Annotated in this window: 21 protein-coding genes, 1 rRNA gene and 3 pseudogenes (1 of these 25 only partly in view); 3 read left to right on the top strand and 22 right to left on the bottom strand. The window is 38.3% G+C overall.

Annotation, left to right across the window (positions count from 1 at the left end; translation table 11 throughout):
- The 17 genes and pseudogenes from HOO54_RS00585 to HOO54_RS00505 form a co-directional block, all read right to left on the bottom strand.
- Window positions 1–656, bottom strand: a 16S ribosomal RNA gene (locus HOO54_RS00585); it reaches 894 nt to the left of the window's first position.
- 323 nt (window positions 657–979) lie between these two features.
- The gene (lysS, locus tag HOO54_RS00580) at window positions 980–2,479 is read right to left on the bottom strand and encodes a lysine--tRNA ligase (RefSeq protein ID WP_172292074.1); all 1,500 of its coding nucleotides are present in this window, start codon (window positions 2,477–2,479) and stop codon (window positions 980–982) included.
- Window positions 2,480–2,558: 79 nt separating this feature from the next.
- Complete coding sequence (gene dusB / locus HOO54_RS00575) at window positions 2,559–3,560, bottom strand: tRNA dihydrouridine synthase DusB (RefSeq protein WP_172292018.1); 1,002 nt, start codon at window positions 3,558–3,560, stop codon at window positions 2,559–2,561.
- 14 nt (window positions 3,561–3,574) lie between these two features.
- Window positions 3,575–3,784 carry a helix-turn-helix domain-containing protein gene (locus tag HOO54_RS00570; protein ID WP_172292016.1) on the bottom strand — a complete coding sequence of 70 codons (210 nt, stop codon included), beginning with the start codon at window positions 3,782–3,784 and terminating at the stop codon, window positions 3,575–3,577.
- Window positions 3,736–4,236 carry a 2-amino-4-hydroxy-6-hydroxymethyldihydropteridine diphosphokinase gene (gene folK / locus HOO54_RS00565; protein ID WP_172292014.1) on the bottom strand — a complete coding sequence of 167 codons (501 nt, stop codon included), beginning with the start codon at window positions 4,234–4,236 and terminating at the stop codon, window positions 3,736–3,738. Before folK ends, HOO54_RS00570 begins: the two co-directional genes overlap by 49 nt.
- Complete coding sequence (gene folB, locus HOO54_RS00560; RefSeq protein WP_172292072.1) at window positions 4,233–4,595, bottom strand: dihydroneopterin aldolase; 363 nt, start codon at window positions 4,593–4,595, stop codon at window positions 4,233–4,235. Before folB ends, folK begins: the two co-directional genes overlap by 4 nt.
- On the bottom strand, window positions 4,588–5,445 hold the full coding sequence (gene folP, locus HOO54_RS00555; RefSeq protein ID WP_172292012.1) for a dihydropteroate synthase: 858 nt from the start codon (window positions 5,443–5,445) through the stop codon (window positions 4,588–4,590). The genes folB and folP overlap by 8 nt, the downstream gene beginning before the upstream one ends.
- Before the next feature lie 21 nt (window positions 5,446–5,466).
- Window positions 5,467–6,324, bottom strand: a complete 858-nt coding sequence (pabC, locus tag HOO54_RS00550) for an aminodeoxychorismate lyase (RefSeq protein WP_172292010.1) — start codon at window positions 6,322–6,324, stop codon at window positions 5,467–5,469.
- Window positions 6,321–6,905, bottom strand: coding sequence for an aminodeoxychorismate/anthranilate synthase component II (gene pabA, locus HOO54_RS00545; protein ID WP_172292008.1), 585 nt, complete (start codon window positions 6,903–6,905; stop codon window positions 6,321–6,323). Before pabA ends, pabC begins: the two co-directional genes overlap by 4 nt.
- Window positions 6,902–8,329 carry an anthranilate synthase component I family protein gene (locus HOO54_RS00540; RefSeq protein WP_172292006.1) on the bottom strand — a complete coding sequence of 476 codons (1,428 nt, stop codon included), beginning with the start codon at window positions 8,327–8,329 and terminating at the stop codon, window positions 6,902–6,904. Before HOO54_RS00540 ends, pabA begins: the two co-directional genes overlap by 4 nt.
- A 189-nt stretch (window positions 8,330–8,518) precedes the next feature.
- On the bottom strand, window positions 8,519–9,595 hold the full coding sequence (gene recA / locus HOO54_RS00535) for a recombinase RecA (protein ID WP_253907581.1): 1,077 nt from the start codon (window positions 9,593–9,595) through the stop codon (window positions 8,519–8,521).
- Window positions 9,596–9,932: 337 nt separating this feature from the next.
- The gene (locus HOO54_RS00530; protein ID WP_172292002.1) at window positions 9,933–10,466 is read right to left on the bottom strand and encodes a serpin family protein; all 534 of its coding nucleotides are present in this window, start codon (window positions 10,464–10,466) and stop codon (window positions 9,933–9,935) included.
- 433 nt (window positions 10,467–10,899) lie between these two features.
- Window positions 10,900–11,076, bottom strand: a complete 177-nt coding sequence (locus HOO54_RS25320; RefSeq protein ID WP_253907579.1) for a hypothetical protein — start codon at window positions 11,074–11,076, stop codon at window positions 10,900–10,902.
- The gene (locus HOO54_RS00520) at window positions 11,063–12,331 is read right to left on the bottom strand and encodes an MFS transporter (protein WP_172292070.1); all 1,269 of its coding nucleotides are present in this window, start codon (window positions 12,329–12,331) and stop codon (window positions 11,063–11,065) included. Before HOO54_RS00520 ends, HOO54_RS25320 begins: the two co-directional genes overlap by 14 nt.
- Window positions 12,332–12,646: 315 nt before the next feature.
- Window positions 12,647–13,321 carry a hypothetical protein gene (locus tag HOO54_RS00515; RefSeq protein ID WP_172292000.1) on the bottom strand — a complete coding sequence of 225 codons (675 nt, stop codon included), beginning with the start codon at window positions 13,319–13,321 and terminating at the stop codon, window positions 12,647–12,649.
- 479 nt (window positions 13,322–13,800) lie between these two features.
- Window positions 13,801–15,084, bottom strand: coding sequence for an IS110 family RNA-guided transposase (locus HOO54_RS00510; protein ID WP_172291902.1), 1,284 nt, complete (start codon window positions 15,082–15,084; stop codon window positions 13,801–13,803).
- 122 nt (window positions 15,085–15,206) lie between these two features.
- Window positions 15,207–15,569: pseudogene (locus HOO54_RS00505) on the bottom strand (response regulator aspartate phosphatase); the annotation flags it as partial.
- Window positions 15,570–15,900: 331 nt separating this feature from the next.
- On the opposite strand from HOO54_RS00505, the gene HOO54_RS23940 reads away from it, so the two are divergent.
- The 3 genes and pseudogenes from HOO54_RS23940 (at window position 15,901) to HOO54_RS00490 (ending at window position 18,924) form a co-directional block, all read left to right on the top strand.
- Entirely contained in the window at window positions 15,901–18,279 is a 2,379-nt protein-coding gene (locus HOO54_RS23940) for a ribonuclease YeeF family protein (RefSeq protein WP_172291996.1), read from the top strand.
- Between the two features lie 14 nt (window positions 18,280–18,293).
- Window positions 18,294–18,488 (top strand): annotated as a pseudogene (locus HOO54_RS23935) (deaminase domain-containing protein); the annotation flags it as partial.
- Between the two features lie 40 nt (window positions 18,489–18,528).
- Window positions 18,529–18,924 carry a hypothetical protein gene (locus HOO54_RS00490; RefSeq protein ID WP_172291994.1) on the top strand — a complete coding sequence of 132 codons (396 nt, stop codon included), beginning with the start codon at window positions 18,529–18,531 and terminating at the stop codon, window positions 18,922–18,924.
- Between the two features lie 97 nt (window positions 18,925–19,021).
- Here HOO54_RS00490 and HOO54_RS00485 read toward each other — a convergent pair whose 3' ends face one another.
- From HOO54_RS00485 to HOO54_RS23930, 5 genes and pseudogenes are all read right to left on the bottom strand, one after another.
- Window positions 19,022–19,948 carry a peptidoglycan-binding protein gene (locus HOO54_RS00485; RefSeq protein ID WP_172291992.1) on the bottom strand — a complete coding sequence of 309 codons (927 nt, stop codon included), beginning with the start codon at window positions 19,946–19,948 and terminating at the stop codon, window positions 19,022–19,024.
- A 61-nt stretch (window positions 19,949–20,009) separates the two neighbouring features.
- Window positions 20,010–20,272 (bottom strand): annotated as a pseudogene (locus HOO54_RS00480) (phage holin).
- A 12-nt stretch (window positions 20,273–20,284) separates the two neighbouring features.
- Entirely contained in the window at window positions 20,285–20,497 is a 213-nt protein-coding gene (locus HOO54_RS00475; RefSeq protein ID WP_172291990.1) for a BhlA/UviB family holin-like peptide, read from the bottom strand.
- 58 nt (window positions 20,498–20,555) lie between these two features.
- A complete protein-coding gene (locus HOO54_RS25015; protein WP_375335794.1) occupies window positions 20,556–21,005 on the bottom strand; it encodes an XkdX family protein in 450 nt (149 codons plus the stop codon).
- A 109-nt stretch (window positions 21,006–21,114) separates the two neighbouring features.
- Window positions 21,115–22,386, bottom strand: a complete 1,272-nt coding sequence (locus tag HOO54_RS23930) for a phage baseplate upper protein (protein WP_253907578.1) — start codon at window positions 22,384–22,386, stop codon at window positions 21,115–21,117.
- Between the last annotated feature and the right edge of the window lie 114 nt (window positions 22,387–22,500).

Genomic DNA, 22,500 nt, shown 5'->3' with positions numbered 1-22,500 from the left:
CCCCAGTTTCCAATGACCCTCCCCGGTTGAGCCGGGGGCTTTCACATCAGACTTAAAGAACCGCCTGCGCGCGCTTTACGCCCAATAATTCCGGACAACGCTTGCCACCTACGTATTACCGCGGCTGCTGGCACGTAGTTAGCCGTGGCTTTCTGGTTAGGTACCGTCAAGGTACCGCCCTATTCGAACGGTACTTGTTCTTCCCTAACAACAGAGTTTTACGATCCGAAAACCTTCATCACTCACGCGGCGTTGCTCCGTCAGACTTTCGTCCATTGCGGAAGATTCCCTACTGCTGCCTCCCGTAGGAGTCTGGGCCGTGTCTCAGTCCCAGTGTGGCCGATCACCCTCTCAGGTCGGCTACGCATCGTTGCCTTGGTGAGCCGTTACCTCACCAACTAGCTAATGCGCCGCGGGTCCATCTGTAAGTGGTAGCCGAAGCCACCTTTTATGATTGAACCATGCGGTTCAATCAAGCATCCGGTATTAGCCCCGGTTTCCCGGAGTTATCCCAGTCTTACAGGCAGGTTACCCACGTGTTACTCACCCGTCCGCCGCTAACCTTTCGGGAGCAAGCTCCCTATGGTCCGCTCGACTTGCATGTATTAGGCACGCCGCCAGCGTTCGTCCTGAGCCAGGATCAAACTCTCCATAAAATGGAGTGCAGATTAAGTTCGTCACTTGTGACGATATCTGCCCTGACTTGCACTAAATGTGCTTTGTATTTCTTGTTTCTTGAATTAACAGGTACGTTTAGTCTTGTTTAGTTTTCAAAGATCATTTGTTAAGCGACCTTTATATTATATCTAAATCTTAATATAAAGTCAATAACTTTTTTTAATTTCTTTTTTTCTCTCATTGCCTGTTTTTGTGGCAACGAATAATAATATACCACCATATTAATAATAGTGCAATACTTTTTTTAAAAAAATATAATAAAAGAAACAACAGCCGATATACAGCTGTTGCTTCAGGATGATTAGCGATGTCTCATTTGCGGGAATAATAAAACATCTCTAATAGAAGGTGAATTTGTCAAAAGCATAATTAACCGGTCAATACCGATTCCCAAACCACCTGTAGGCGGCATTCCATATTCCAATGCTTCAATATAATCCTCGTCCATCATATGAGCTTCATCATTTCCTGCTTCACGTTCTTTAAGCTGGTCCTCAAAGCGCTCTTTTTGATCTATCGGATCATTTAATTCAGTAAATGCATTGGCATGCTCACGACCGACAATAAATAGTTCAAACCGATCTGTAAAACGGGGGTCATCTGGATTCTTTTTAGCAAGTGGTGAAATTTCCACAGGATGACCGTAAATAAAGGTTGGTTGAATAAGAGTTTCTTCAATTTTTTGCTCGAAGAACTCATTAATGATATGTCCAACAGTCATATTTTCATTGATTTCAATCCCATGCTCTTTAGCATATGCTTTTGCTTCATCTAAAGTGACTTCTTTCCAAAAATCAACACCAGTCGCTTCTTTAACAGCGTCTACCATATGAAGTCTCTTCCACTCAGGTTTAAGGTCAATCTCATGTTCACCATATTGAATTGTTGTCGTTCCATAAACTTCTTCTGCAATGTGGGCAATGAGGTTCTCAGTCAAACTCATAATATCTTTATAATCAGCATAAGCCTCATAAAGTTCAATCATTGTAAATTCGGGGTTATGCCGAGTGGAGACTCCTTCATTACGAAATACACGCCCAATTTCATAAACCTTTTCTAACCCACCAACAATCAGTCTTTTCAAATGAAGCTCAATCGCAATTCTCATATAAAGCTCCATATCAAGTGCGTTATGGTGTGTGACGAACGGACGAGCAGAGGCGCCTCCAGCAATATCGTGCATCATAGGTGTTTCAACCTCTAGATATCCATGGCTATCTAAGTATCTTCTCATTGACTGAATGATTTTACTGCGCGCGATAAATGTTTTTTTGCTATCAGGATTCATAATTAAATCTAAGTATCGCTGACGGTAGCGTTGTTCTATATCCTTTAATCCGTGATATTTATCAGGAAGTGGACGAAGTGCTTTTGCCAATAGTTCAAAGGATGTCGCTTTAACAGATAACTCGCCTACTTTTGTTTTAAACATCACACCCGTGATACCGACCAGATCACCTAAGTCAGAGCCTGTAAATAATTCATACTCTTCATCTCCGACACTGTCTTTTCTTATATAAATCTGTATTTGTCCTTTTAGATCTTGAATATGAGCGAAACCAGCTTTACCTTTTCCACGTTTCGTCATCATTCGACCAGCAACCGTTACTTTAATGGCTTTTTCTTCTAGTTCTTCCTTTGTGAACTCACTGTATAGATCATGAAGTTCAGCTGATTGATGGCTGCGTTCAAAACGCTGGCCAAACGGATCCCTACCGCTTTCTCTTAATTGATTCATTTTGTCCCGTCTGACTTGCAATTGGTCATTTAACTCTTCATGGTTTTGTTCTCCATGATTCATCAATATCACTCCGTTACTTTTATTTTTGAAAAAAGCAGAAAAACTGCCAGTTAAAACTGGCAGTGAGCAGAGGAAGGCTTTATCCTGCTTTTTCATCCTGAAGCTCTTTTGCCTCTACTTCGATCGTAAACGCATCCAAAAGCTGGACAAGTTCAGCTTTTGTTTCACAATGATTGATTTCATTCCGGACCTTCGCGTTTCCTCTTATGCCTTTTAAATACCAGGCTGCGTGCTTTCTCATCTCACGAACTGCCACATTTTCTCCTTTTAATTCAATTAATCGGTCAAGGTGAAGCTTGCAGACAGAAATTTTTTCACGCACCTTAGGTTCATCCTTTAATTCACCTGTTTCAAGGTAATGAACCGTACGGTAAATCATCCAAGGGTTTCCCAAAGCGGCCCGACCAATCATCACACCGTCTACTCCTGTTTCATCAAGCATACGTTTGGCATCTTGAGGGGTGTTTACATCCCCATTCCCGATAACAGGTATCGAAACGGCCTGTTTCACCTCTTTAATGATATCCCAGTTTGCCGTTCCTTCATACATTTGCACGCGGGTCCGCCCATGAAGAGCTACAGCTTTTCCCCCTGCCCGTTCAACAGCTCTAGCATTTTCAACTGCATAAATATGATTTTCATCCCAGCCCATTCTCATTTTAACAGTTACAGGCTTATCAACCGCTTCAACAACTGAAGAAACCATTTCATAAATTTTATTAGGATCAAGCAGCCATTTAGCACCCGCATCACACTTCGTAATCTTTGGTACTGGACATCCCATATTAATATCAATAATATCAGCTGTTGTGTTTTGGTCAACAAATTTCGCAGCTTCAACAAGTGTTTCTTTTTCGCCACCAAAAATTTGTAAGCTCAATGGTTTTTCTCGCTCATCAATATAAAGCATCCCCATCGTTTTTGCATTGTTATAAAGGATCGCTTTGTCACTTACCATTTCAGCGCATACCAATCCAGCTCCGAATTCTTTCACCGTTAATCGGAATGCAGAATTACACACTCCTGCCATCGGTGCCAACACAACCCTGTTTTTTAATTCTATATCACCGATCTTAAACATTTTTTATCCTCCTTTCATTCCTTTGGAGGGGATAATTCCTCCATTGTTAAATTTAAAGTTCTAGCTATATCTCTCACCATAAGATCAGATGGCATGCGATTTCCCCGTTCAACTTCTCCAAGAACAGAAACGGATATACCCAATGTCTTAGCGAGCCCTTCTTGGGTATAACCTTTTAATTTTCTATACGCACGAATTCTTCTACCCCAGATTTCTGCTTCCATACCCTTACACCTTCTCGATTTTCTACATCATCTATAGACCCCTTAAAATCAGGGAAAATCTCTAGCAATGGGATGAGTACAAACAAGCGTTCATTCATTCTCGGATGAGGAATGATGAGTTGTTCTGTCTCAATATTTTCACGATTATACAGTAAAATGTCAAGATCTGCAGTCCTCGGCCCCCACCTTATTTCTCGTGTTCGACCCAACTCATTTTCAATACTTTGCATCAACTGAAGCAATTTGAACGGAGAGAGGGACGTCTTAACACCCACAACCATATTTAAAAAGGGGGCCTGTTCAGTATACCCGACAGGGTCGGTTTCATAGATTGAAGAAATATCAAAAACCGTCACACATGGGTGTTGATGGAGGAGTTGAATTGCTTTTTTTAAATAGACTTCCCGCGGAGCGATATTTGAGCCTAGCGCGATATATGCTGTGTGTTTCATGGGCGTGTTCTCGTCATTTCTATAGCTACAGATCGATAATGACCAGGTATCGGTGGATCAGGTTTTATCACTTTAACCGTACATTTCTGAACTCTTTCAAAGCGCTTGAAAACATTCTCAGCAATCGTTTCTGTAATCGATTCAACAAGTTTTACTGGCTTTCCTTCGACAACCTCTTTGCACAACTCATAAAGCTCTGCATAATTAATTGTTGCTTCAAGACAATCCGTTTTCCCCGCCTCACTTAGATCTAAAAATGCAGTTAAATCGACGCGAAACCGCTGTCCAAGCACATTCTCCTCTTTGTATACACCATGATAACCATAAAACTCCATACCTTCGATATAGACTTTATCGATGATAAACGCCTCCTTTATCCATCATAGCATCCATCATTTTAGCCATTCTCGAGATTTGTTTGACATCATGCACTCTAACGATGTCACATCCTTTTTGAATGCCGAGACACACAGTAGCCCCCGTGCCTTCTGCCCGCTCTTCAGGCGGAAGATCCAAGACTCGTCCAATAAATGTTTTGCGTGAAGTTCCCAATAGGACTGGATATCCTAGCTGACAAAATGCCTCTAGCTGTTTCATGACAGCAAGATTGTCGGAATAGGTTTTAGCAAATCCGATCCCAGGGTCAATCACAATATGATGTTCTTTGACTCCAGCAGTTTTTGCAATACTCACACTTTCCATCAGATCTGATATCATATCAGGTATTAAATTTGTATAATTTCGCTCTTTTCGATTATGCATTAAAACAATTGGGACATCATGCGCAGCCGTGATAGATGCCATTTGAGGATCTGCTTTAGCTCCCCAAACATCATTAATGATGACGGCACCCGCTTTAATGGCTTCATCCGCAACTTTCGCTTTATAAGTGTCAATCGAAATTGGTACATCGATTTCCTGAACGAGCTTTTCAATGATAGGAATAACTCTTGTCAGTTCTTCATCAAGAGAAACCTTATCTGCACCAGGTCTTGTTGATTCCCCGCCGATATCAAGAATATGAGCACCGTCTTTCACCAATTGTTTCGCATGGATCACAGCTCGATCGATACTATTGTATTTTCCTCCGTCTGAAAACGAATCAGGTGTTACATTTAAAATTCCCATAATTAACGTTTGATCTTCATATGACAATGTGTGGTGTTTTGCAGTAAGCTGTTTTGAACGAATCAATGTTTGCGGTGTCATATCCTTCACCCTCTAAATCATTTATTTATAGTCGTTTATTTTAGTTCTATCTTTAGCATATAGCTGTTGTAGACTTTTTGCCATGTTTCCATTCTTCCCTGGAAAGACAGCATGACCAATTTTGTAAAACGGGACAATTTCTTGGACAGAATTGGTCATCCAAGCCTCATCGGCACGAAGTAAATGTTCCAATGAATATTCCCCTTGCATGACTTTTATATTCAATTTTTTCAGAAGTTCAATGACATAACGCCTTGTTACACCATCCAAAATTCCAGTTTTAAGAGAAGGCGTAAACACACTGTCATTTATTTTCCAGAAAATATTAGAAATAATCCCTTCTGCTACAGCCCCATCATCCGTAAGAAAAATCCCTTCTTTTCCCGGATCATTCCCCAACTCCCTTTTTCCGTACAAGTTGTTTAAGAAATGATGAGATTTTAAGCGAAATAAGCCCTCTGGGGTATTTCTATGAACTTGTAGGACAACTCCTTCCTTTTCAGCAGGAACGGATTCAGGCTGAAAAGGGTTGATCAGCACCATAAGGACGGGATCTTTGTATGGTTCAGCAGAAAGACCTGAACCAGCTAAACCAGCAGATAGATTGACTCGAACCCTTGCATTTCCGCTTGTTAGCTGATTAATCTCTAAAAGATTTTCCAATATTTTCAGCACATCATCCTCAGTCAAGGATGCTTCGATTTTCAGGTCGTCTAATGCTTTTTTAAGTCGTTCCATGTGCCATTTTAAAAGAAACGGCTGACCTTGATAAAGACGAAATGTTTCAAACACACCAATGCCGTATAAAAAACCATGATCAAGAGGAGAAAGTCTTGCTTCCTCCTCCTTCACATATTCACCGTTTAGATAGATGATCATGCGTTCACTTTCTTTCGGTAAGTCTTAATAAAGTTTTTCAACATATCTTTTCCAAATGGTGTCATAATTGACTCTGGATGAAACTGAACACCCTCTAGCGGCAGTTCCTTATGCCTGATCGCCATGATTTCCCCTTCTTTTGTCCATGCAGACTTGATAAAGCAGTCAGGTAATGTGTCGTCCTTTACAATTAAGGAATGATACCTAGTAGCAATCAACGGGTTTTCAAGATTTTGAAAAATCGTCAACCCATCATGGAAGATTTCTGATGTTTTCCCGTGCATTAACCGCTCTGCTCTAATGACATGACCGCCAAATGCTTGGGCAATTGACTGATGTCCAAGACACACTCCGAAAATCGGAATTTTCCCTGCAAAAAAGCGGATCGCTTCAAGACTGATCCCAGCTTCATCTGGACTGCATGGTCCAGGGGAAATCATCAAAAAATTAGGTGACATATCATCTATTTCCGATACTGTGATTTCGTCATTTCTCTTCACAATCAATTCTTCACCAAGCTCACCTAAATACTGCACCAAATTGTAGGTAAATGAGTCATAATTATCAATCATCAATATCATAGCTCAGCTCTCCTCTGCTCTTTTTTCTCTTCTTCACTCAACTTTAACGCCGTTTCCATCGCAACTGCTTTTTTAAATGATTCTTGATACTCATGCTTAGGATTGGAATCAATGACAATCCCTGCTCCTGACTGCATAAAAGCCTGACCTGCTTTAACAAAAATCGTTCGGATGACGATATTAAAGTGCATATCTTGATTATATCCAATCCATCCTATAGAACCAGTATAAAGCCCTCGCCTCGTTGGCTCAAGTTCCTCGATAATTTCCATTGTTCTAACCTTTGGCGCTCCTGTAATTGTACCACCCGGAAATACAGCATGAATCACATCTACCGGATCACATTCTTCTCTTATTTCTCCACAAACATTTGAAACAATGTGCATGACATGGGAGTACTTTTCAATGACCATAAATTCGTTGACTTGGACAGAACCGTACTTCGACACTTTACCAAGATCGTTACGCTCTAAATCAACAAGCATCACATGTTCGGCACGCTCTTTCTCATTCATGATGAGTTCAGCGGCAAGTGCCAAATCTTCGGCATCATCAGCTCCGCGAGATCTTGTTCCGGCGATGGGTCTCGTCTCAAGCAAGGAACCTTTCTTTTTAATGAGCAGCTCGGGAGACCCGCAAATGACTTGAAAATCAGGAGTTTCTAAATATGCCATATAAGGTGAAGGATTGACCTTCCTTAACATTTTGTAGACTTCAAAAGGCGATACAGAAAGCCTCTGTGATTGTCGCATAGAAAGATTGACCTGAAATACATCTCCGCTAGCAATGTATTGTTTTATTTTTTCCACCGCTTCAACAAAACCAGCCTCCGTAAATGATGCAGCAAACGATGCTCCATCACTTTCATCTGGGTTTACTCGTTTTGTATATTCCCGAAGGTCTGACATCCACATCGTTTCAAGAATACTTAGTTTCACGTCTGCTTTTGTGTGATCTTCACCGCAGTGAGTAATCAACCACAGCATTTCCTTCGCATGATCATAAACGGCTACATCATCAAATACTAGAAAAAATAAATCCGGTGTTTGCAAGTCATCGATCGCCAAAAGTTTAAATTTTTCAATATAGCGAGCATAATCATAACTTAAAAAGCCGACTGCCCCGCCCTGAAAATCGGGGAAGTCAGCAATCGTTTCCGTTTTCAGTGTTTGAAACCATTCAGTAAACTGTACGAATGGGTCTCCTTCCCTGTATAATGTTTCTCCTTGATAACGAATTTTGGTAATACCATCTTTCCCCTCCGCTATAGCGATTGGATCAAGACCAGCTATACTGTATTCTCCACCTCTAGCGCTTTCCAGAAGAATGTGGTGTTCTTTGCCTACTGCAAGGCACTCATACTGTTTCAAAAACTGTTCATAGGAGTAAGGTAATGTTCTGGCTACCGGCCTTCTTACTGTCATCTTATCATTCCTCTGCCAATAATCTACTGTTCTTATTGTAGCAAATCTTTTTTTGAGGAAAACAAGATTTCATTTCCAATATGAAAAATCCCCCTAAGTATGGTCACTCAGAGGGGAATTTTTTTAACTATTAATCAAACTGATATAACGGAGTGCTTAAATATACATTAAGTCACCATAAATTTTTTCTCAATGACAAGGCTTCTCGACTTCCAAAAGGGAGTCTTGTTCTTCTTTATTCTTTTTTCCTTCATTAATATGGTTGCATTCTTCAAAGTATTCTTTGATATCTTTCTCAACAGCGGACTTTATACTTTCATTTTCTTTTAAAAACATTATAGCGTTTTCTCTTCCCTGTCCCAGTCTTTCTTCCTTATAAGAAAACCATGTTCCACTTTTCTGAACTATACCAGCATCAGACCCAAGATCAATAAGCTCTCCAGGTTTTGAAATGCCTTCACCGTAAAAAATATCGAATTCTGCAATTTTAAAAGGCGGTGCAATCTTATTTTTTACTACTCTTATTTTTGTTCGGTTTCCAATAACTCTTTTTTCTTTATTTTTTAAAACTTCACCCCGTCGAACGTCAATACGAATAGTAGCATAAAATCGTAACGCTCTTCCTCCAGTTGTAGTTTCTGGATTGCCATAAGTCCCTATCTTTTCACGAATCTGATTTATCATAATGACAATTACATCATTTTGATTAATTGCAGCAGATAACTTACGCAATGCTTGCGACATAAGGCGTGCCTGCAATCCAACATGTGAATCGCCCATTTCACCTTTAATCTCGGCTTTGGGTACAAGTGCTGCAACAGAATCAATCACAATAATGTTCACTGCACTGCTTCTAACCAAAGCTTCCGCAACTTCTAAAGCTTGCTCACCACTATCTGGTTGTGAGACCAATAATTCATCTATATTTACACCTAACTTTTGAGCATAATGAGGGTCTAAAGCATGTTCTACATCAATAAACACAGCTTGCCCCCCTGTTTTTTGCACTTCAGCAATTGCATGTAAAGCTAATGTTGTTTTCCCAGAACTTTCTGGACCATAAATTTCAGTTATCCTCCCCTTCGGATATCCTCCTAAACCTAAAGCTAAATTTAAACTTATGGAGCCACTTGATACAGTTTCAATTTGCAAAGATGGTTTTTCACCCATTTTTATAATTGCACCTTTTCCAAAAGCCTTTTCAATATCTTTTAATGCTTTTCCCAAGGCTTCTTCTCTTCCGATTGTTTTATTCTCTGCCACCATCACATAAATCATCTCCTAACAGAACATTCGTTCCTATCATAGCACATTTATTTCTAAAATAGAACATATATTCTCAATAAGTTCTAAAAACTTCCTGAAAGACGACAGTTTAAGCTGCCTCTAAAATACTTAAATAACTTAACTAAGGATCTTAAACGCCTTAGATACTTTTAGGTTTTTCTGCTTTAACTATGAAGTCTCAATACACGAGCCTTATAAAAAATCATCATATCGACTATGGTTGTTTTCAAACCCAACTGTGGACACCACGACAAAAAGAGGTCGATCAATAGACCTAACAATAAAAGCAGGCCGCCGAGGCCTGCTTTACTTTAGTTTAATTGTTGATGGCAGGAGAAGGAACAGATTTCGGACCACCATAATCATTTGTTATATACTCCTGCGTATGAATTTTCTTTTTACGTTTTCTGTCCTTATACCATGTTACCCTGTGCTTTACTTGACGAACAAACCCAGCCATTCTCCAATATTTTCTGTCTGTGTAATAAATCCAATCATTATAATTAGCAATGATATAGTTCCCTACAATCCCCGCAAGGGTTAAATGTTTGATACCCGTATAGAGTCCCATTGCAGTAGCCGCCGCAGATACTGTAGTCCAGACGATTTTATTACTATACTTTGAAGTTGCGTAATATCTCCATTTCCCAGCTGTGTCCGCTTTTTTATCATCCCCCAAAACTGTCCCCTCTGGCAATACAGACGAAGTAATAGGAGCAGCCTTTTTCACCACAGCATCATTCGAAAGCTCTTGAGACGGTAATTCACTGGCACTCGCCAATGTAGTTAGAGGTGACACTATTCCAACCAATAAAGACAAAGACAACAACGAAACTATTAACTGTTTCATCATTTCTATTAAATTCCTCCCTTTATATATTTTGTAATACAAAATTATGATATCATAAATGAAAGCGTTTGAATATATTTATTTATGAAAAAATATCCAAAGGTGGTAATTTTATTGAAAGATGTCATAAGGATGGTAATTAAGATTATAGGAATTATTGGTTTTATTTTAGCCATTGTACAAATTTCAATTGGTTGGTTCATAGGATCTTTCTGCACGGGTCTTTATTTCATAACCGAAAAGGACAATAAACAAAAAAAATTCGCTTTATTCGTAGGAATCTTAGCGCTTTTGTTTTCATTCTATTATTTATTCACTCAAACAAGTATTTTTTAATCAGCAATAAAAGCAGGCCTGATGGCCTGCTTTCTGACTTGATTATAAAATTTAGTTCCAAGATGCCAATACACCATGACTTCAAATGAATTGTCTACTATATGTTCTTCGTCCTCTTTCTCCATCCTCTGTTACCTTTCTCTAGAACAGCTTTTTGTTCCTCTATTGCTTCCCTGACTTCACTTTCAATCTGTTCCGCATCAATATTGTCTTTTCCTTTAACTTGCTGAATATGAACAATCAGTGTGTTTGAGGTTACATTATATTGAGGCACTTGCCTTTTTTTCCTTGATAAGATCTGATTCCTTAGCCTTGGCTAGTTTCGTGAACAGTAAAATTCCAAGACCTGCGAGAAGTTCAATTAAACCACCAAACGCGATCACCTTGCCAGCTCCAAATGTGACTGCTGCATACCCACAGACTATTGAACCTAGTGGAAAAGCAAAGTTTCCAATCATACGGATGATAGCAAATACTTGAGGCTGATCATCACCATCAACGGTTTTTTGAATAATTGTGTACTCTGGTACATTGATTGAGCTTACTGCTGCTCCAAATACAAAGGCAGCAATAAATACAAGTGGTAAAATTGTAAATAATCCTGTGATGAAGAAAGATGTGCCTTCAATAATTCCAGCTGTTATGAAAAGAAGTCCATATCTATTGATCTTTACCTTAGTAAGGATAAGCCCAAGTAAAAAAGCACCGGTAGTTGTTGTAGCCTTCAAAAGCGAATGAATAAACGGCGTGGCATTTAAATCTTCTGAAACATAAACGGCGGAAAGTGCTTCCCATGGAGTTGCTGCTAAATTCATAAAAATACAATAGATGGCTAATGGAAATAGGATTCTATGATGTCTAACCAAAGAAAATCCTCTTTTTAATCTTTCCTTATATGTACCTCTATTTTTCTCAGTTTCGTGTACAGCAGATTGCTGTTCGATTTGATACTTGATACAAAGAACAAAAATGCCAGAAATGATATAAAGTATAAAAGAAATGATCAATGTCGTTGCTGGTCCGATCAAAGTCAAGAGGAAACCGCACAGTGTTACAGTACCAAGCTTCGCAATTTCAGAGGAAGACTGGAGGATTGCATTTGCTTTTTGCATGAAATTTTCATGGATAATTTGCGGAATCAGGGTAATTGATGCAGGATGATATGTGGCTCCAGTTGCTGAATAAATAATCATGAGGCTCAAAATAAACCACATAGGTGAGAAACCGTTGAAATAACAAATTGGTATTGATAGCACAACCACTGCTCTTGTTAAGTCAGAGAAATACATCCAAAACTTCAAAGTGCTTCTTTTCATTAACGGACCTGTCACCGGTCCCAACAAAGCTTCCGGTAGAAAGGTAACAGCAATTAATAAAGATGTACCGATAGCACCTTCTCCACTAAAAATAAGAAACCATAAAATCGAGTAGAATGCAAAGCTGTCAGCCGAAATTTTGATGATCCTTGAAAAAAAGAGAAAAGTGAAATTCTTATTCCAAACAGTTAATGTCCCATTTAATTTCTCCATCACGCAGAGTCCCTTCCTGTCCCTATTTAAACAATATTAAAATAACACCAATAATTTTAACATAAAATTGATTATTTGGATTATTTTATTTAATATCTGTTAAATAAAAGAAGGAAAGTGAAAAGGGTTAAGCAAATTTAAATTTAGAAAAAAAGCAGATCAATGTGATCTGCACTAATTTGTTTCCTTTATTTTTAATGAGATTAGGACAACATCCTGTCAGCAACCTTGTAAGTAGCGTTATCTAGTTGACTGTAAGTTACTCCTAGGGTAGTGCCCGCCACACCCAATATTAAAATTACGCAAACTAATATTTTAGATTTCATCTAATACCACACTCCTCTTGATTAGTCGCTTCGCCTCTACTGCAGCACGATAAAAATCAAGGGCATCATACACCTTTTCCCTTCTTCTTAGAACTTCTGCTGCAACTATAGCGTACTCTTCCAAGTCTGCATACATACCTCTTTCCTTGAAGAACTTAAATGATTCCCTAACTAAGTCCGTATCATTTTCAAGATAAAGTCCTTTAAGAAGTTCCATCTTCGCAAGGTCATCTAACTTTTGATTCGTTTCAGCAAATTCTTTTCCTTCTAAATATAAATCATTGGCAACAATAGTGTTACCTTGCTTTACTTCAACATGCGCAAGGTTAAATATTACTCTACCTTGATAACTATTATTCTCTTCTCTGTATATTTCAAGGGATTTTCGTAGATGACTGGAGGATTTCTCAAGTTCTTCAAGTTGATCATAACATATTCCAAGGTTTGCGTGTGCCATTCCCATTAAATAACCCACATTCATTTTTTCAGATTCAAATAGTGCTTGATATAGATTATCTAATGATTTCTCAGGACACATGTGATCTAACCAGTTTCCAGCCATAATAAACTGACTTTGAATACGACGCTGACCATATGTTTCATGATCCTTGAATATATTATATGCTTGAGTTGCATAATCCATCGAAAACAAAGTTTGTTTCATATTGTAATAAAGTTCTGAAATTTTAAAATAAAACTCAGCTTTCTCTAACTCATCGCAGTTGAAGACTTCAAGTTTATTTTCTGCACTCCCTCAATAAAGTTCGTTTTTCTTCCAAATACTCATGCATTCTCACTATTTCATAACCACCATATAGTTGACACACCAATATTACTGGATATCTTTTTAATATATATAAAATATTTACAAGGAATAAGCCATCCTATCTACCAAACTGGATTAGTTTGGAAAACAAGTGTATAACCGTGCTAGGAATTCTCCACACAAATCACGGTCGCTAACCCTCCCATATCTCTCCGGATCGTATCCATACTTTCCTTCGTCCTGCGTATCCATGAGGTGGAGGTTGGAAATGCTCCTATGCTGGGTCTAAAGCCCGAATGGTGAAAATAAGCTCCAACTCTGCACTATTGGTGTTTGTATGAGAAATTGTTGGTCTTTAGAGTGTATTTCTAAAGACTTTAAACAACCTGTAATTCTTGGGTTCGAGGCAATCCTCTTAATAGTTTAGAACCATCAAACTGACATTGTTTTTGCCCAATGACAAATAATACACGTAGTAACTTACAACACAAGGCAATGAGTGATTGTTGCTTTTTCAATGGCTTTTCAGATCGCATTGTATAGTATTGATGCAATGCTTTAAACGTCGGATTATGAGCGACTAATGGGCGAATAGCCAAATATAAAGCTCGTCGCAAACGACTTCGTCCTCTTTTCGTAATTCGTGTTTGACCCTTGAATTTACCAGAGCTATGTTCTCGTAAAGAGAGACCTGCTAAATTTACTAGCTGTTGGGGATGACTATATTTTGTCATGTCACCTACCTCTGAAAAAAACAGAGCGATTGTCGTAGATCCTAATCCTGGTATCTCCATCATTTGTTTGGCTCCTGGAAGTGTTTCTACTAGAGCTTCTAGCTCTTTGTCTAACTGTGCTAACTGTTGCTTATAAAGCTCATATTGGTCGAGTAAATAATCTAGTTCACGCTGGGCAAACTGAATACCAATTTGAATACCAATACTCTTCTTCGCAGCTTCTACTAGCTTCCTCGCTCGTTTTATTCCCACTCCTCGTTGAACAAATGGTTTCCATTTCTTAAGCACCTCTTCCGCTGACATTTCTTTAATTTGAGACGGAAATGGAAACATACGCAACGTACAAAAAGCTGCTTTTCCTTCCCAATCTCTAAACACATCAAAGAATTCAGGGAAGTAGCGTTGTATATGATTTTGGATGCGACCTTCTGTGGTCATCAGTTGCTTTGTGAGCTGATCTCGTAATTTGACGCCTTCTCTTAATTCGGCATAAACGCCATCTAAGAGGTTTGGTACGGAGTATCGCCCATCCTTAATCAACTGCCCTATTACTCGAGCATCCTTTGTATCATTCTTGGTAGGGGAATTGTCATCTAGTTCTTTACTTTTCTTTACATGCATTGGATTTACCATGACAAAATCGTACCCTTTTTCTACCAAAAAATAAGCGAGGCTAAACCAGTAATGACCAGTCGGCTCTACGCCAAGAATGACGTGATTCTTGCCATTTTCTTTTCGAAGACTTTCCGCCCAAGTCACTAATTTTTGAAAGCCATGTTTTCGATTTTCAAAAATCAAGCGTTTTCCGAACTCGATACCTCGGTCATCTTGTGCACGTGCTACATGTTTATCCTTGGCAATATCAATGCCAACAATAAGAGTTAAAGGTGTAATTTGAGAGATTTTATGATTTTGTGTATAATTCATTATTGAGTCCTCCTTGGTTACTTAAATTAAGGGTCCATTTTTGCTTCGAAGCTTTGGACACCTCGTATGATACCAAGGGGCTCTTTTTTTGTTCAACTCTCAAATTTCTTCATTACAGGAATGCTCCTATAATACCTTAAAGCATGTAACAATTCTTTTTGTCTAAAATGATACATCCCTGAAAAGAAATGATAGTAGTAGTCAAGCATACCTTCTAGGTTATTCTTTTCTCTAATCTCTCTAAACTCCTCAAATCGTTCCTCAAGACTACCACCAGAACCAGCACACAAATAGTCGAGCTGGAGTTTATGTCGAAATTCTAATAGCGAGTAATAAATCAGGACGTCTTGATTCTCTTCCATATTATCAAGTAACTGTCTAACTTCCTTTTTTGTTATCTCCGCCTTTTCTATCCAGTTGTTCTTTAGTGAGTTATACCAAAAATTCATTTTTGTAGCAACTAAATCATAAGGAATTATTTCCACTCAATTTCTCCCCTTTTCCCAATATTTTATTTTTTGAAAATAATCAGAATAATATATCCTCTTTCTTATCGTAAATATTCTACACAATACCCCACTTTTTGACAACCATATATTGTTATAGTTCCCAAAAAACATCTGTTGATTGATGGCAAATAAAAATTCATAGAGAAGAAAAAACCATTTATTGGGATCTTATACCTAATCCTAAAGATTCATTTTCTTAGAATGGAAAAAATATCCTACCACCCTTTTTATTAACATGATAAAATTTTAACTGATTGCTATTTTTATGATGTTGTTTAAAAAAATAACTATCTGAAAGGAAAATGTGATGGCAGACAAGAAAAAGAAAAACAAAGAGTTAGACAGTTCAGCTAAAGTTTTTGAAGCCAGTACTTTAGTTGAAAGAGCCGATCAACGTAAAAAAGATTATAAAAACCTAAAAGAGAAACTTCAAACGCTAAAAACAGCCTGTCTTGGAGTGGCAGATTTAGGTGATGATTTCACAGGAAAAGGCGCAGATAACATTAAAGAGTTTTTTAGAGGACAGGCTGAGGTTGTCGACAGTTGGATCACTCTTGCCGATATGCAGATCTCGTTTTTTAATGGGGTTTCTGGTGATATCGAAGCGAAAAAATTGCCCGATTCGTACATTGAAATGTCTTTTTTAAAGACTGAATTAAAAAATGCAGATAAAAAATCCGATCAAATCGTTGACTCTCTCAAGAGTAGCATGGATCGGATCATAGACCGAGTGAGCGACATCGTTGATCTGGATAAGTGGACTGACCACAATTACACAGTAGAGATGTCAAAAGCACAAACAACTCGGGAAAATGCAATTGATGCAGTAGACGATTTGGATAAATTTATGACAGGTGAATACACACAAGCATTGGCTGAAGCCGAAAGTGTCTCCAAAAAATTATCAGCATTGATGGAAGCCACAAGTAATGGCAAAAGCGCTTCTCCTATGTATTTTGATAAAAAGGCTTTTCACTCGAATAAGTTATATAAAGAAGCAATCAAAACCGACAAACAAGCGACTACATATATTAATGCGAAAAAAGAGCAAGCAGAAGCCCGCAGAATTGCAGAGTTGCAAGAGAAGCTTGCAAACGTATCTGACCCTGATGAATATGTTAAAATGGCTAAAGAAATTGGTTATAACAACCTTTCACCAGAACAACAGGAGTATGTTAAATCCCTTGAAGAAGAAGATGTTAGTTTCTGGGAACATCCTATTGATTATGTATCAGAGAAGTTAGACGATTTTGATGATGGTGTTATAAATCTTATAGAAACAGGAGAGGAGAAACTAAAAGAAGTTTTAGCACCTGTAGATGAGGCAGGTAAAAAATATCTAGGCTCTGCATACGACTATGCAAAAGGAATAACAGTGGCTAGATATGATTTTGTTAAGGAAACTCTTGAAGGTGTTGTAACACTAAATAAATTTGTAAGAAATTCTGCATTACATCCAGTTAGAACTGCAAACTCAATTATAGAATTCGACTATAAAAAAGCTTGGAATTCTGCTTGGGATGAAGTAAAAGAAAAATGGGATAAAAACTTTGTACATGGAGATTTGTATTCAAGGACACATTATGCTGAATATCTTAAATTAAATATCGTCACTACATTTATATCAGGTGGTGCCGGTGCAGCATCAAAGGGTGCATCAATTGCTTCGAAAGCTGGAAGATTTGCAAGCGCTGCGGGTAAATCAATAGTCAAACAAGGAATCAAAGGCGCTGGAAAAACGGCAATCAAACAAGGAATCAAAGGTGCTGGACACGTTGGAATAGTCGTAGGAAACAGAGTCGTTAAAGATCTCAAGGAAGTTGGAGAACTAATCAAAAAAGGACTCATAAAAATAGGAGACTTACCTAACCCAGTTGCACGGGAGATCCTCGTAACAGAAGGAATTCCTATACATGCGCTTACTTTACGGCAGTCTGGACATGAGATGATTCAGTTCATCAAGAAGTCGTTTGATCATTTTACAAGTCCTAAAGGTGGAAAAGCTCATGGTGGGGACGGCATTAAGAAGACTCCGAAAGGTGACCATGGTGGAGAACCTAAAGTTCCACATAAATCAAAACCGAAGTCACACGAATCAATTCAGAAGGTTGAGAAGAATAAAGAAGCAACCAAAAGCACTGGAAAAGTGACCGAAAAACACGAAGGCAAAAATGTTCAAAAAGGCAAGCATGGTGACGGAGATCCCAAAACTCCGCATCAACCAAAATCAAAATCACACGAGCCAGTTCACAAGGTTGATAAGCATCACGAGTCTACTAAAGGTGCTGAAAACGTTTCTGGTAAGCATCCTCATGAGTCTTCTAAGCCGAGGAAGCATGAATCTGGGAAAGATGTTGACAATGGGACTAAGGGTACTCGTAATCTTATTGGAAAAACTTTAAAAGATAGGGCTAACGTCGTAAGAACAAAATTATCTGATTCAATAACAGCATTCAAAAGTTCAGATGAATATTTAAATCTATCTAACACACAGAGGAAAAAAATAGATAGAAAAATAAAGTCACTTACTAAAGGTAATGTTGCTACAGCAGATGTTAATATACCAGGTATAAGAAATGAATTTACTGCTCATAGTCAAATTCATTCTGTGGATAATTTAGGAACGGATGTTATGGATTTTTCATATACACCGACAGATAGTGAGCGTATCTTCAAAATTATGTAGTAGATCAGTTTCCGAGATATAATGATACAGAAGCGAAGATTCTTGAAGACATTGCATCTAAAATAAAAGACCCAAATATTAAAGGAGAAATTAATCTTTTCTCAGAGTTAGATACTTGTCAAAGTTGTACAAATATTATATTAGAATTCAGAGCAAAGTATCCTAATATAAAGTTAAATGTATTTTCAAATAATACAGTAACTCCATAGGAGTACAGAATTTAAGGGGAGGTTTGTGATATGAATAATAATGTTGATTATGAAAGCATCAAAGATTCCGTTGTATTTATTTTTTGAAGAATATGTAGAGGATGATGGTTTTACAGCACCTCAATCTGCAGCAAAAGTATTTGAAGAAGATTGGAGAGAGCTAAACTATAATATTTTCACAAAGACTGCATATTATATTTGTGTTGCAATAGAGTGTTTTAAATTAAAAGAAATACCTGATTTTATATATGAAAAATTAGATTATTATATTAAAAGTAACGAATTTAAAGTTGAAGCTAATACAGAAGATATAGATCAATTACTGCAAGATATAAATAAATGTAAACAATTAATGGGAAGTAAAGATTATAAGGTTATAGAATCAAGCTTTGGTGCAAAATCACGAATTGAATATATTCTTAGTTTGAAGCCATAAAAAATGGGGGTAAAAGGTGATGTTGTGACAATTTTGTAAATTCATCACCTTTTACCTTATTAGTAATTAAAAACTCAACACCCAGCCTAAAATATGTTCATACAAACAACCTTGTCCAAGTAGCTCTCCCAACAATCCCATCCACAGCCAGACCATTCACCTTTTGAAAAGCTCTCACAGCCTTCTCAAGTCCATGACCAAAGATAGAATCCAGACCATTCACATCATATCCCTTACAGATCAACAACACTTGAAGAATCCAAGTGATATTTCCTTTTGCTCCCTTACGGACATTTACGACAGCCGCACGAGTTTTCGGTCCCCACTCCCCATCTACGACAAGACCGGCATGAAATTGCTTATTTAATTCGGTCTGGAAGCCCTTAAGCAGAGCTTTGTATGTTTCAGGACCTTGATAACCGTCTACCTTAATATTTAACTTATAGCGTTTATTTAACGTACTCTGAATCGTTCTAACAATCGCACGACCACCACTGGAAGATGATTTCTTTGACGACTGCTTTTTAGTTGGTTTAGGAACCGCAGGTGTTGCGTTGTTTACTTTTGATACGAGGACTGGACGTTTACCAGCTTGTAATTGGCTCAAAGTTAAACCGCCCATCATTTCTAAATGTGGGTAATCTTTAAAGCTTTTCCAGTCCCCTCCCCACGCAAATCCTAAAGCCTTTGCAATTTGAGCGACTCTTTTCCACTTAGAATTGACCGTCCAGATCGCTGTTTTGCCATCTGAAGATAATAGAACATAATCGACTGCTAAACCGTAATTGTGGTTAGACTGTCCGGCTTTAGCATTAGTCACAATCTTCCCTGATGCAGTACGTCCTTTCGCATACAGCTTATTTTGTTCCGCAAAAGAACGATAGCCAGATGTCATCTGCACATAAATGTTCTCTTTATATGCCCTTTTGACGACTTCGATTGCTGTTTCTTTCACTACGGGGTGAATACCAGACCCCATATTTCGAATAGAACGATCGATCAATGTTTGTAAAGAAACTGCCATTGTAAAACACCTCTATTTTTTATTTTTGACAATTAAAAGAGACTGCCAACCGGTAGCCCTCTCATTTTGTTAATCCATTTTGTTTTAACACTTCTTTTTGTTTCTTCCCTTTCTCTGTGACATAGTTGTTTTTTACCATGCGACGATTGAAGTAATGATCGTAAACACTGTGGAACCCACCAAATACAAAGTATCTGCCAGTGTGTTTACTTGGTCCTCACTAATCGGCAATGCACCCTTTCCGAACATCATCAAAGTCTGGTTAATAAGTGCAATAAAAAGAAGCACCGTCCGAACGACTGTACCTTTATCAAAATTTTTCATTTTTCTTCACTCCTATTTTAGATTTTTTTCAATTTGATCCAACTTATCAATCACAACATCATATTTCTCACTGAATTTGGCTAGCACTTCATTTTGTGCATCAATCTGTGAATTAAGCTTGTTTTCCCTTTCTTTTGTTGTATTTAATACATAAAACAATATCCAACAAAAAAGAACCGCAAAGGGTCCTTGTGTCATTAAATATTGAGTTAAATCCATCTCCAAAGGCTTCACCTCCTTTAAGGCAAAATAAAAAAGCCCAATCGGCTCTTTTATAGTTCTGTTATTCTGTCTTGTTGCTAGGAGGCTTATTGGAATCGTAAGGTTCTCCAGTGATTTCTTCATATTGTTTCGGTGTAATCCTTCTGGCACCTACTCCATCATGAATTTGTTTCTTCGTCCACAGACCGTCTTTATAAAAGCCTTTCATATATGTGAACCAATCTGCCGTCTTTTCTGATCCTTCTATCGAGATCATATAGTATAGATGAGCAACCTGTTTCCTCAAAATCTCGGTTGCACTAGGTTCAGGCGGAGAAGGCTTCACGCTATCAATATACTCTTGTGTAGCCGATTCAACCCACACCACACCCTTCTCTAGCTGGTATTTAGGATCGTATAGCCCTTCAGGGATTAGCACTGTCGTACTATTAGGCGGTAATGTATCACCATTTATCTCAACATCATCTTCACCAGCATATTTAAAGTTTGCATCATAATAAAGAACGTGCATATTTTTCCCTCCCCTTACCATAACGGAATTCCGACATTAAAAGAGACTCTCGTAACACTTGCATTATCATTCGCCATGATGCCGTCATATCTCAGCTCCCCATCAGTGGTTAAAGAAAAACGAGCGATTCCGTAAGATCCAATTGTAGGTACAACAAAATCAACAAGCCTAGAGAGCTTAATTGTGAACTTTGCGACAATGGTTCCGATAGCCGGTAAGGAACTGAAAGAGCCACGTAACCATAAAACGTTATATTGACGGAGAATTGTAACGGGAACGCTGAATCTTGCTTTGCCCCATTGATCAGTGTAGCCGCATTCCATTCCGGCGATAAGTCTGACGATGATAAAGACCGTTGCCACCCCTGCCAGCCTTCCGTTTGATCAATATAATTCGTATAAAGGTTGTTTTTCCAATCAAGCGCTATGACATACCCGTACGTACCTAGTCCCTTTTCATCCGTTCCGGTCATATGAAAAAGCCCTCTTGACGAGTGAGGACTCGGCGAGTTTTTGGCTTTCCCAGAACAATAAAAAGTTCCGAATCGTTTGCCGGACTGAACTATTTTCAAATAGAGATCATCCGTATCTCCTATGGATACCAACACGCCCCCAGTGTCATTAGATATTTTAGTTAATTGACCATCATTCCACTTCATTCGTTCCTCAGGCGTAATATGCCGAGTAGAATCTTCATTGTGTGTATCAAAATCAATCTTCGATGCTTGCTTCATATTTTCGACATTAGATAATCCAATCTGTTCTTTTGTAACTGCGTGTGGATTTTCCTTATTCGCTACATGCTGATCCGTATAATGTTTTGCGTTTGCTTCTGCCTTGTTTGCTTTTGCTTGCGCTCCGTCTTTTGTTTCAACGTTATTCAGTTCTGCAAACTTCTTTTGAAGTTCGTCTAATATGTTGTCTGCATGTGCTGCCTTTTCTTGAACAAGGGTTTTGAGCGTCTCAAAATCTTCGATATAATATTCTGCCATCGGGACAATATCCGCATCCACAAGAGCTTGATCAATCTTAAAAGAAAACTTGTGAATACTCATTTTCTGACCGTTATCATAATTGACATAAAGTTCAGCCTGCACTGTCCCAAAATGCTTCATTTGTTCCGAAGTCAAGACATAAAAAATAACGCCTGTAAGAGCGTCTCCGACTTCCGTATGAACATAAAAGTGACTACCGTCCGCGAACTTCATAAACAGTTTTCCGTGAGTCGCGTTTGATATGGGCAATGGTACACCGTCTTTCAATAGTTTAAAGGTTATTTTTGCCGTCCCAGTGTCTTGTGTACTGTATTGAATACTAGTTGATATATTGCGTTTGACTTGTGCGTTTACATCGAACTGAATGCCGGAGTCTTTATATATCATTTAACCACCTCCGTTATATTCCTGGATGAATAAAGACTTTTGCCACACCGTAACCCTGATCTTTATTAAAGTCTTTGCGGATTCGCAATGACATAAAGACCTTTACCTTTATCC

The organism is Bacillus sp. WMMC1349, from assembly GCF_013155385.1.
Classification (GTDB): domain Bacteria; phylum Bacillota; class Bacilli; order Bacillales; family Bacillaceae; genus Bacillus.
Note: the sequence above shows the minus strand (reverse complement) of the source record. Positions and strands in the feature narration are given on the sequence as shown.

What these genes read in the sequence shown, in the direction of transcription:
- lysS (WP_172292074.1), bottom strand. Translation starts at nt 2,479, where the DNA reads ATGAATCATGGAGAACAAAACCATGAAGAGTTAAATGACCAATTGCAA.
- dusB (WP_172292018.1), bottom strand. Translation starts at nt 3,560, where the DNA reads ATGTTTAAGATCGGTGATATAGAATTAAAAAACAGGGTTGTGTTGGCA.
- HOO54_RS00570 (WP_172292016.1), bottom strand. Translation starts at nt 3,784, where the DNA reads ATGGAAGCAGAAATCTGGGGTAGAAGAATTCGTGCGTATAGAAAATTA.
- folK (WP_172292014.1), bottom strand. Translation starts at nt 4,236, where the DNA reads ATGAAACACACAGCATATATCGCGCTAGGCTCAAATATCGCTCCGCGG.
- folP (WP_172292012.1), bottom strand. Translation starts at nt 5,445, where the DNA reads ATGACACCGCAAACATTGATTCGTTCAAAACAGCTTACTGCAAAACAC.
- pabC (WP_172292010.1), bottom strand. Translation starts at nt 6,324, where the DNA reads ATGATCATCTATCTAAACGGTGAATATGTGAAGGAGGAGGAAGCAAGA.
- pabA (WP_172292008.1), bottom strand. Translation starts at nt 6,905, where the DNA reads ATGATATTGATGATTGATAATTATGACTCATTTACCTACAATTTGGTG.
- HOO54_RS00540 (WP_172292006.1), bottom strand. Translation starts at nt 8,329, where the DNA reads ATGACAGTAAGAAGGCCGGTAGCCAGAACATTACCTTACTCCTATGAA.
- recA (WP_253907581.1), bottom strand. Translation starts at nt 9,595, where the DNA reads ATGGTGGCAGAGAATAAAACAATCGGAAGAGAAGAAGCCTTGGGAAAA.
- HOO54_RS00530 (WP_172292002.1), bottom strand. Translation starts at nt 10,466, where the DNA reads ATGAAACAGTTAATAGTTTCGTTGTTGTCTTTGTCTTTATTGGTTGGA.
- HOO54_RS00520 (WP_172292070.1), bottom strand. Translation starts at nt 12,331, where the DNA reads ATGGAGAAATTAAATGGGACATTAACTGTTTGGAATAAGAATTTCACT.
- HOO54_RS00515 (WP_172292000.1), bottom strand. Translation starts at nt 13,321, where the DNA reads ATGAAACAAACTTTGTTTTCGATGGATTATGCAACTCAAGCATATAAT.
- HOO54_RS00510 (WP_172291902.1), bottom strand. Translation starts at nt 15,084, where the DNA reads ATGAATTATACACAAAATCATAAAATCTCTCAAATTACACCTTTAACT.
- HOO54_RS23940 (WP_172291996.1), top strand. Translation starts at nt 15,901, where the DNA reads ATGGCAGACAAGAAAAAGAAAAACAAAGAGTTAGACAGTTCAGCTAAA.
- HOO54_RS00490 (WP_172291994.1), top strand. Translation starts at nt 18,529, where the DNA reads ATGTTGATTATGAAAGCATCAAAGATTCCGTTGTATTTATTTTTTGAA.
- HOO54_RS00485 (WP_172291992.1), bottom strand. Translation starts at nt 19,948, where the DNA reads ATGGCAGTTTCTTTACAAACATTGATCGATCGTTCTATTCGAAATATG.
- HOO54_RS25015 (WP_375335794.1), bottom strand. Translation starts at nt 21,005, where the DNA reads ATGCACGTTCTTTATTATGATGCAAACTTTAAATATGCTGGTGAAGAT.
- HOO54_RS23930 (WP_253907578.1), bottom strand. Translation starts at nt 22,386, where the DNA reads ATGATATATAAAGACTCCGGCATTCAGTTCGATGTAAACGCACAAGTC.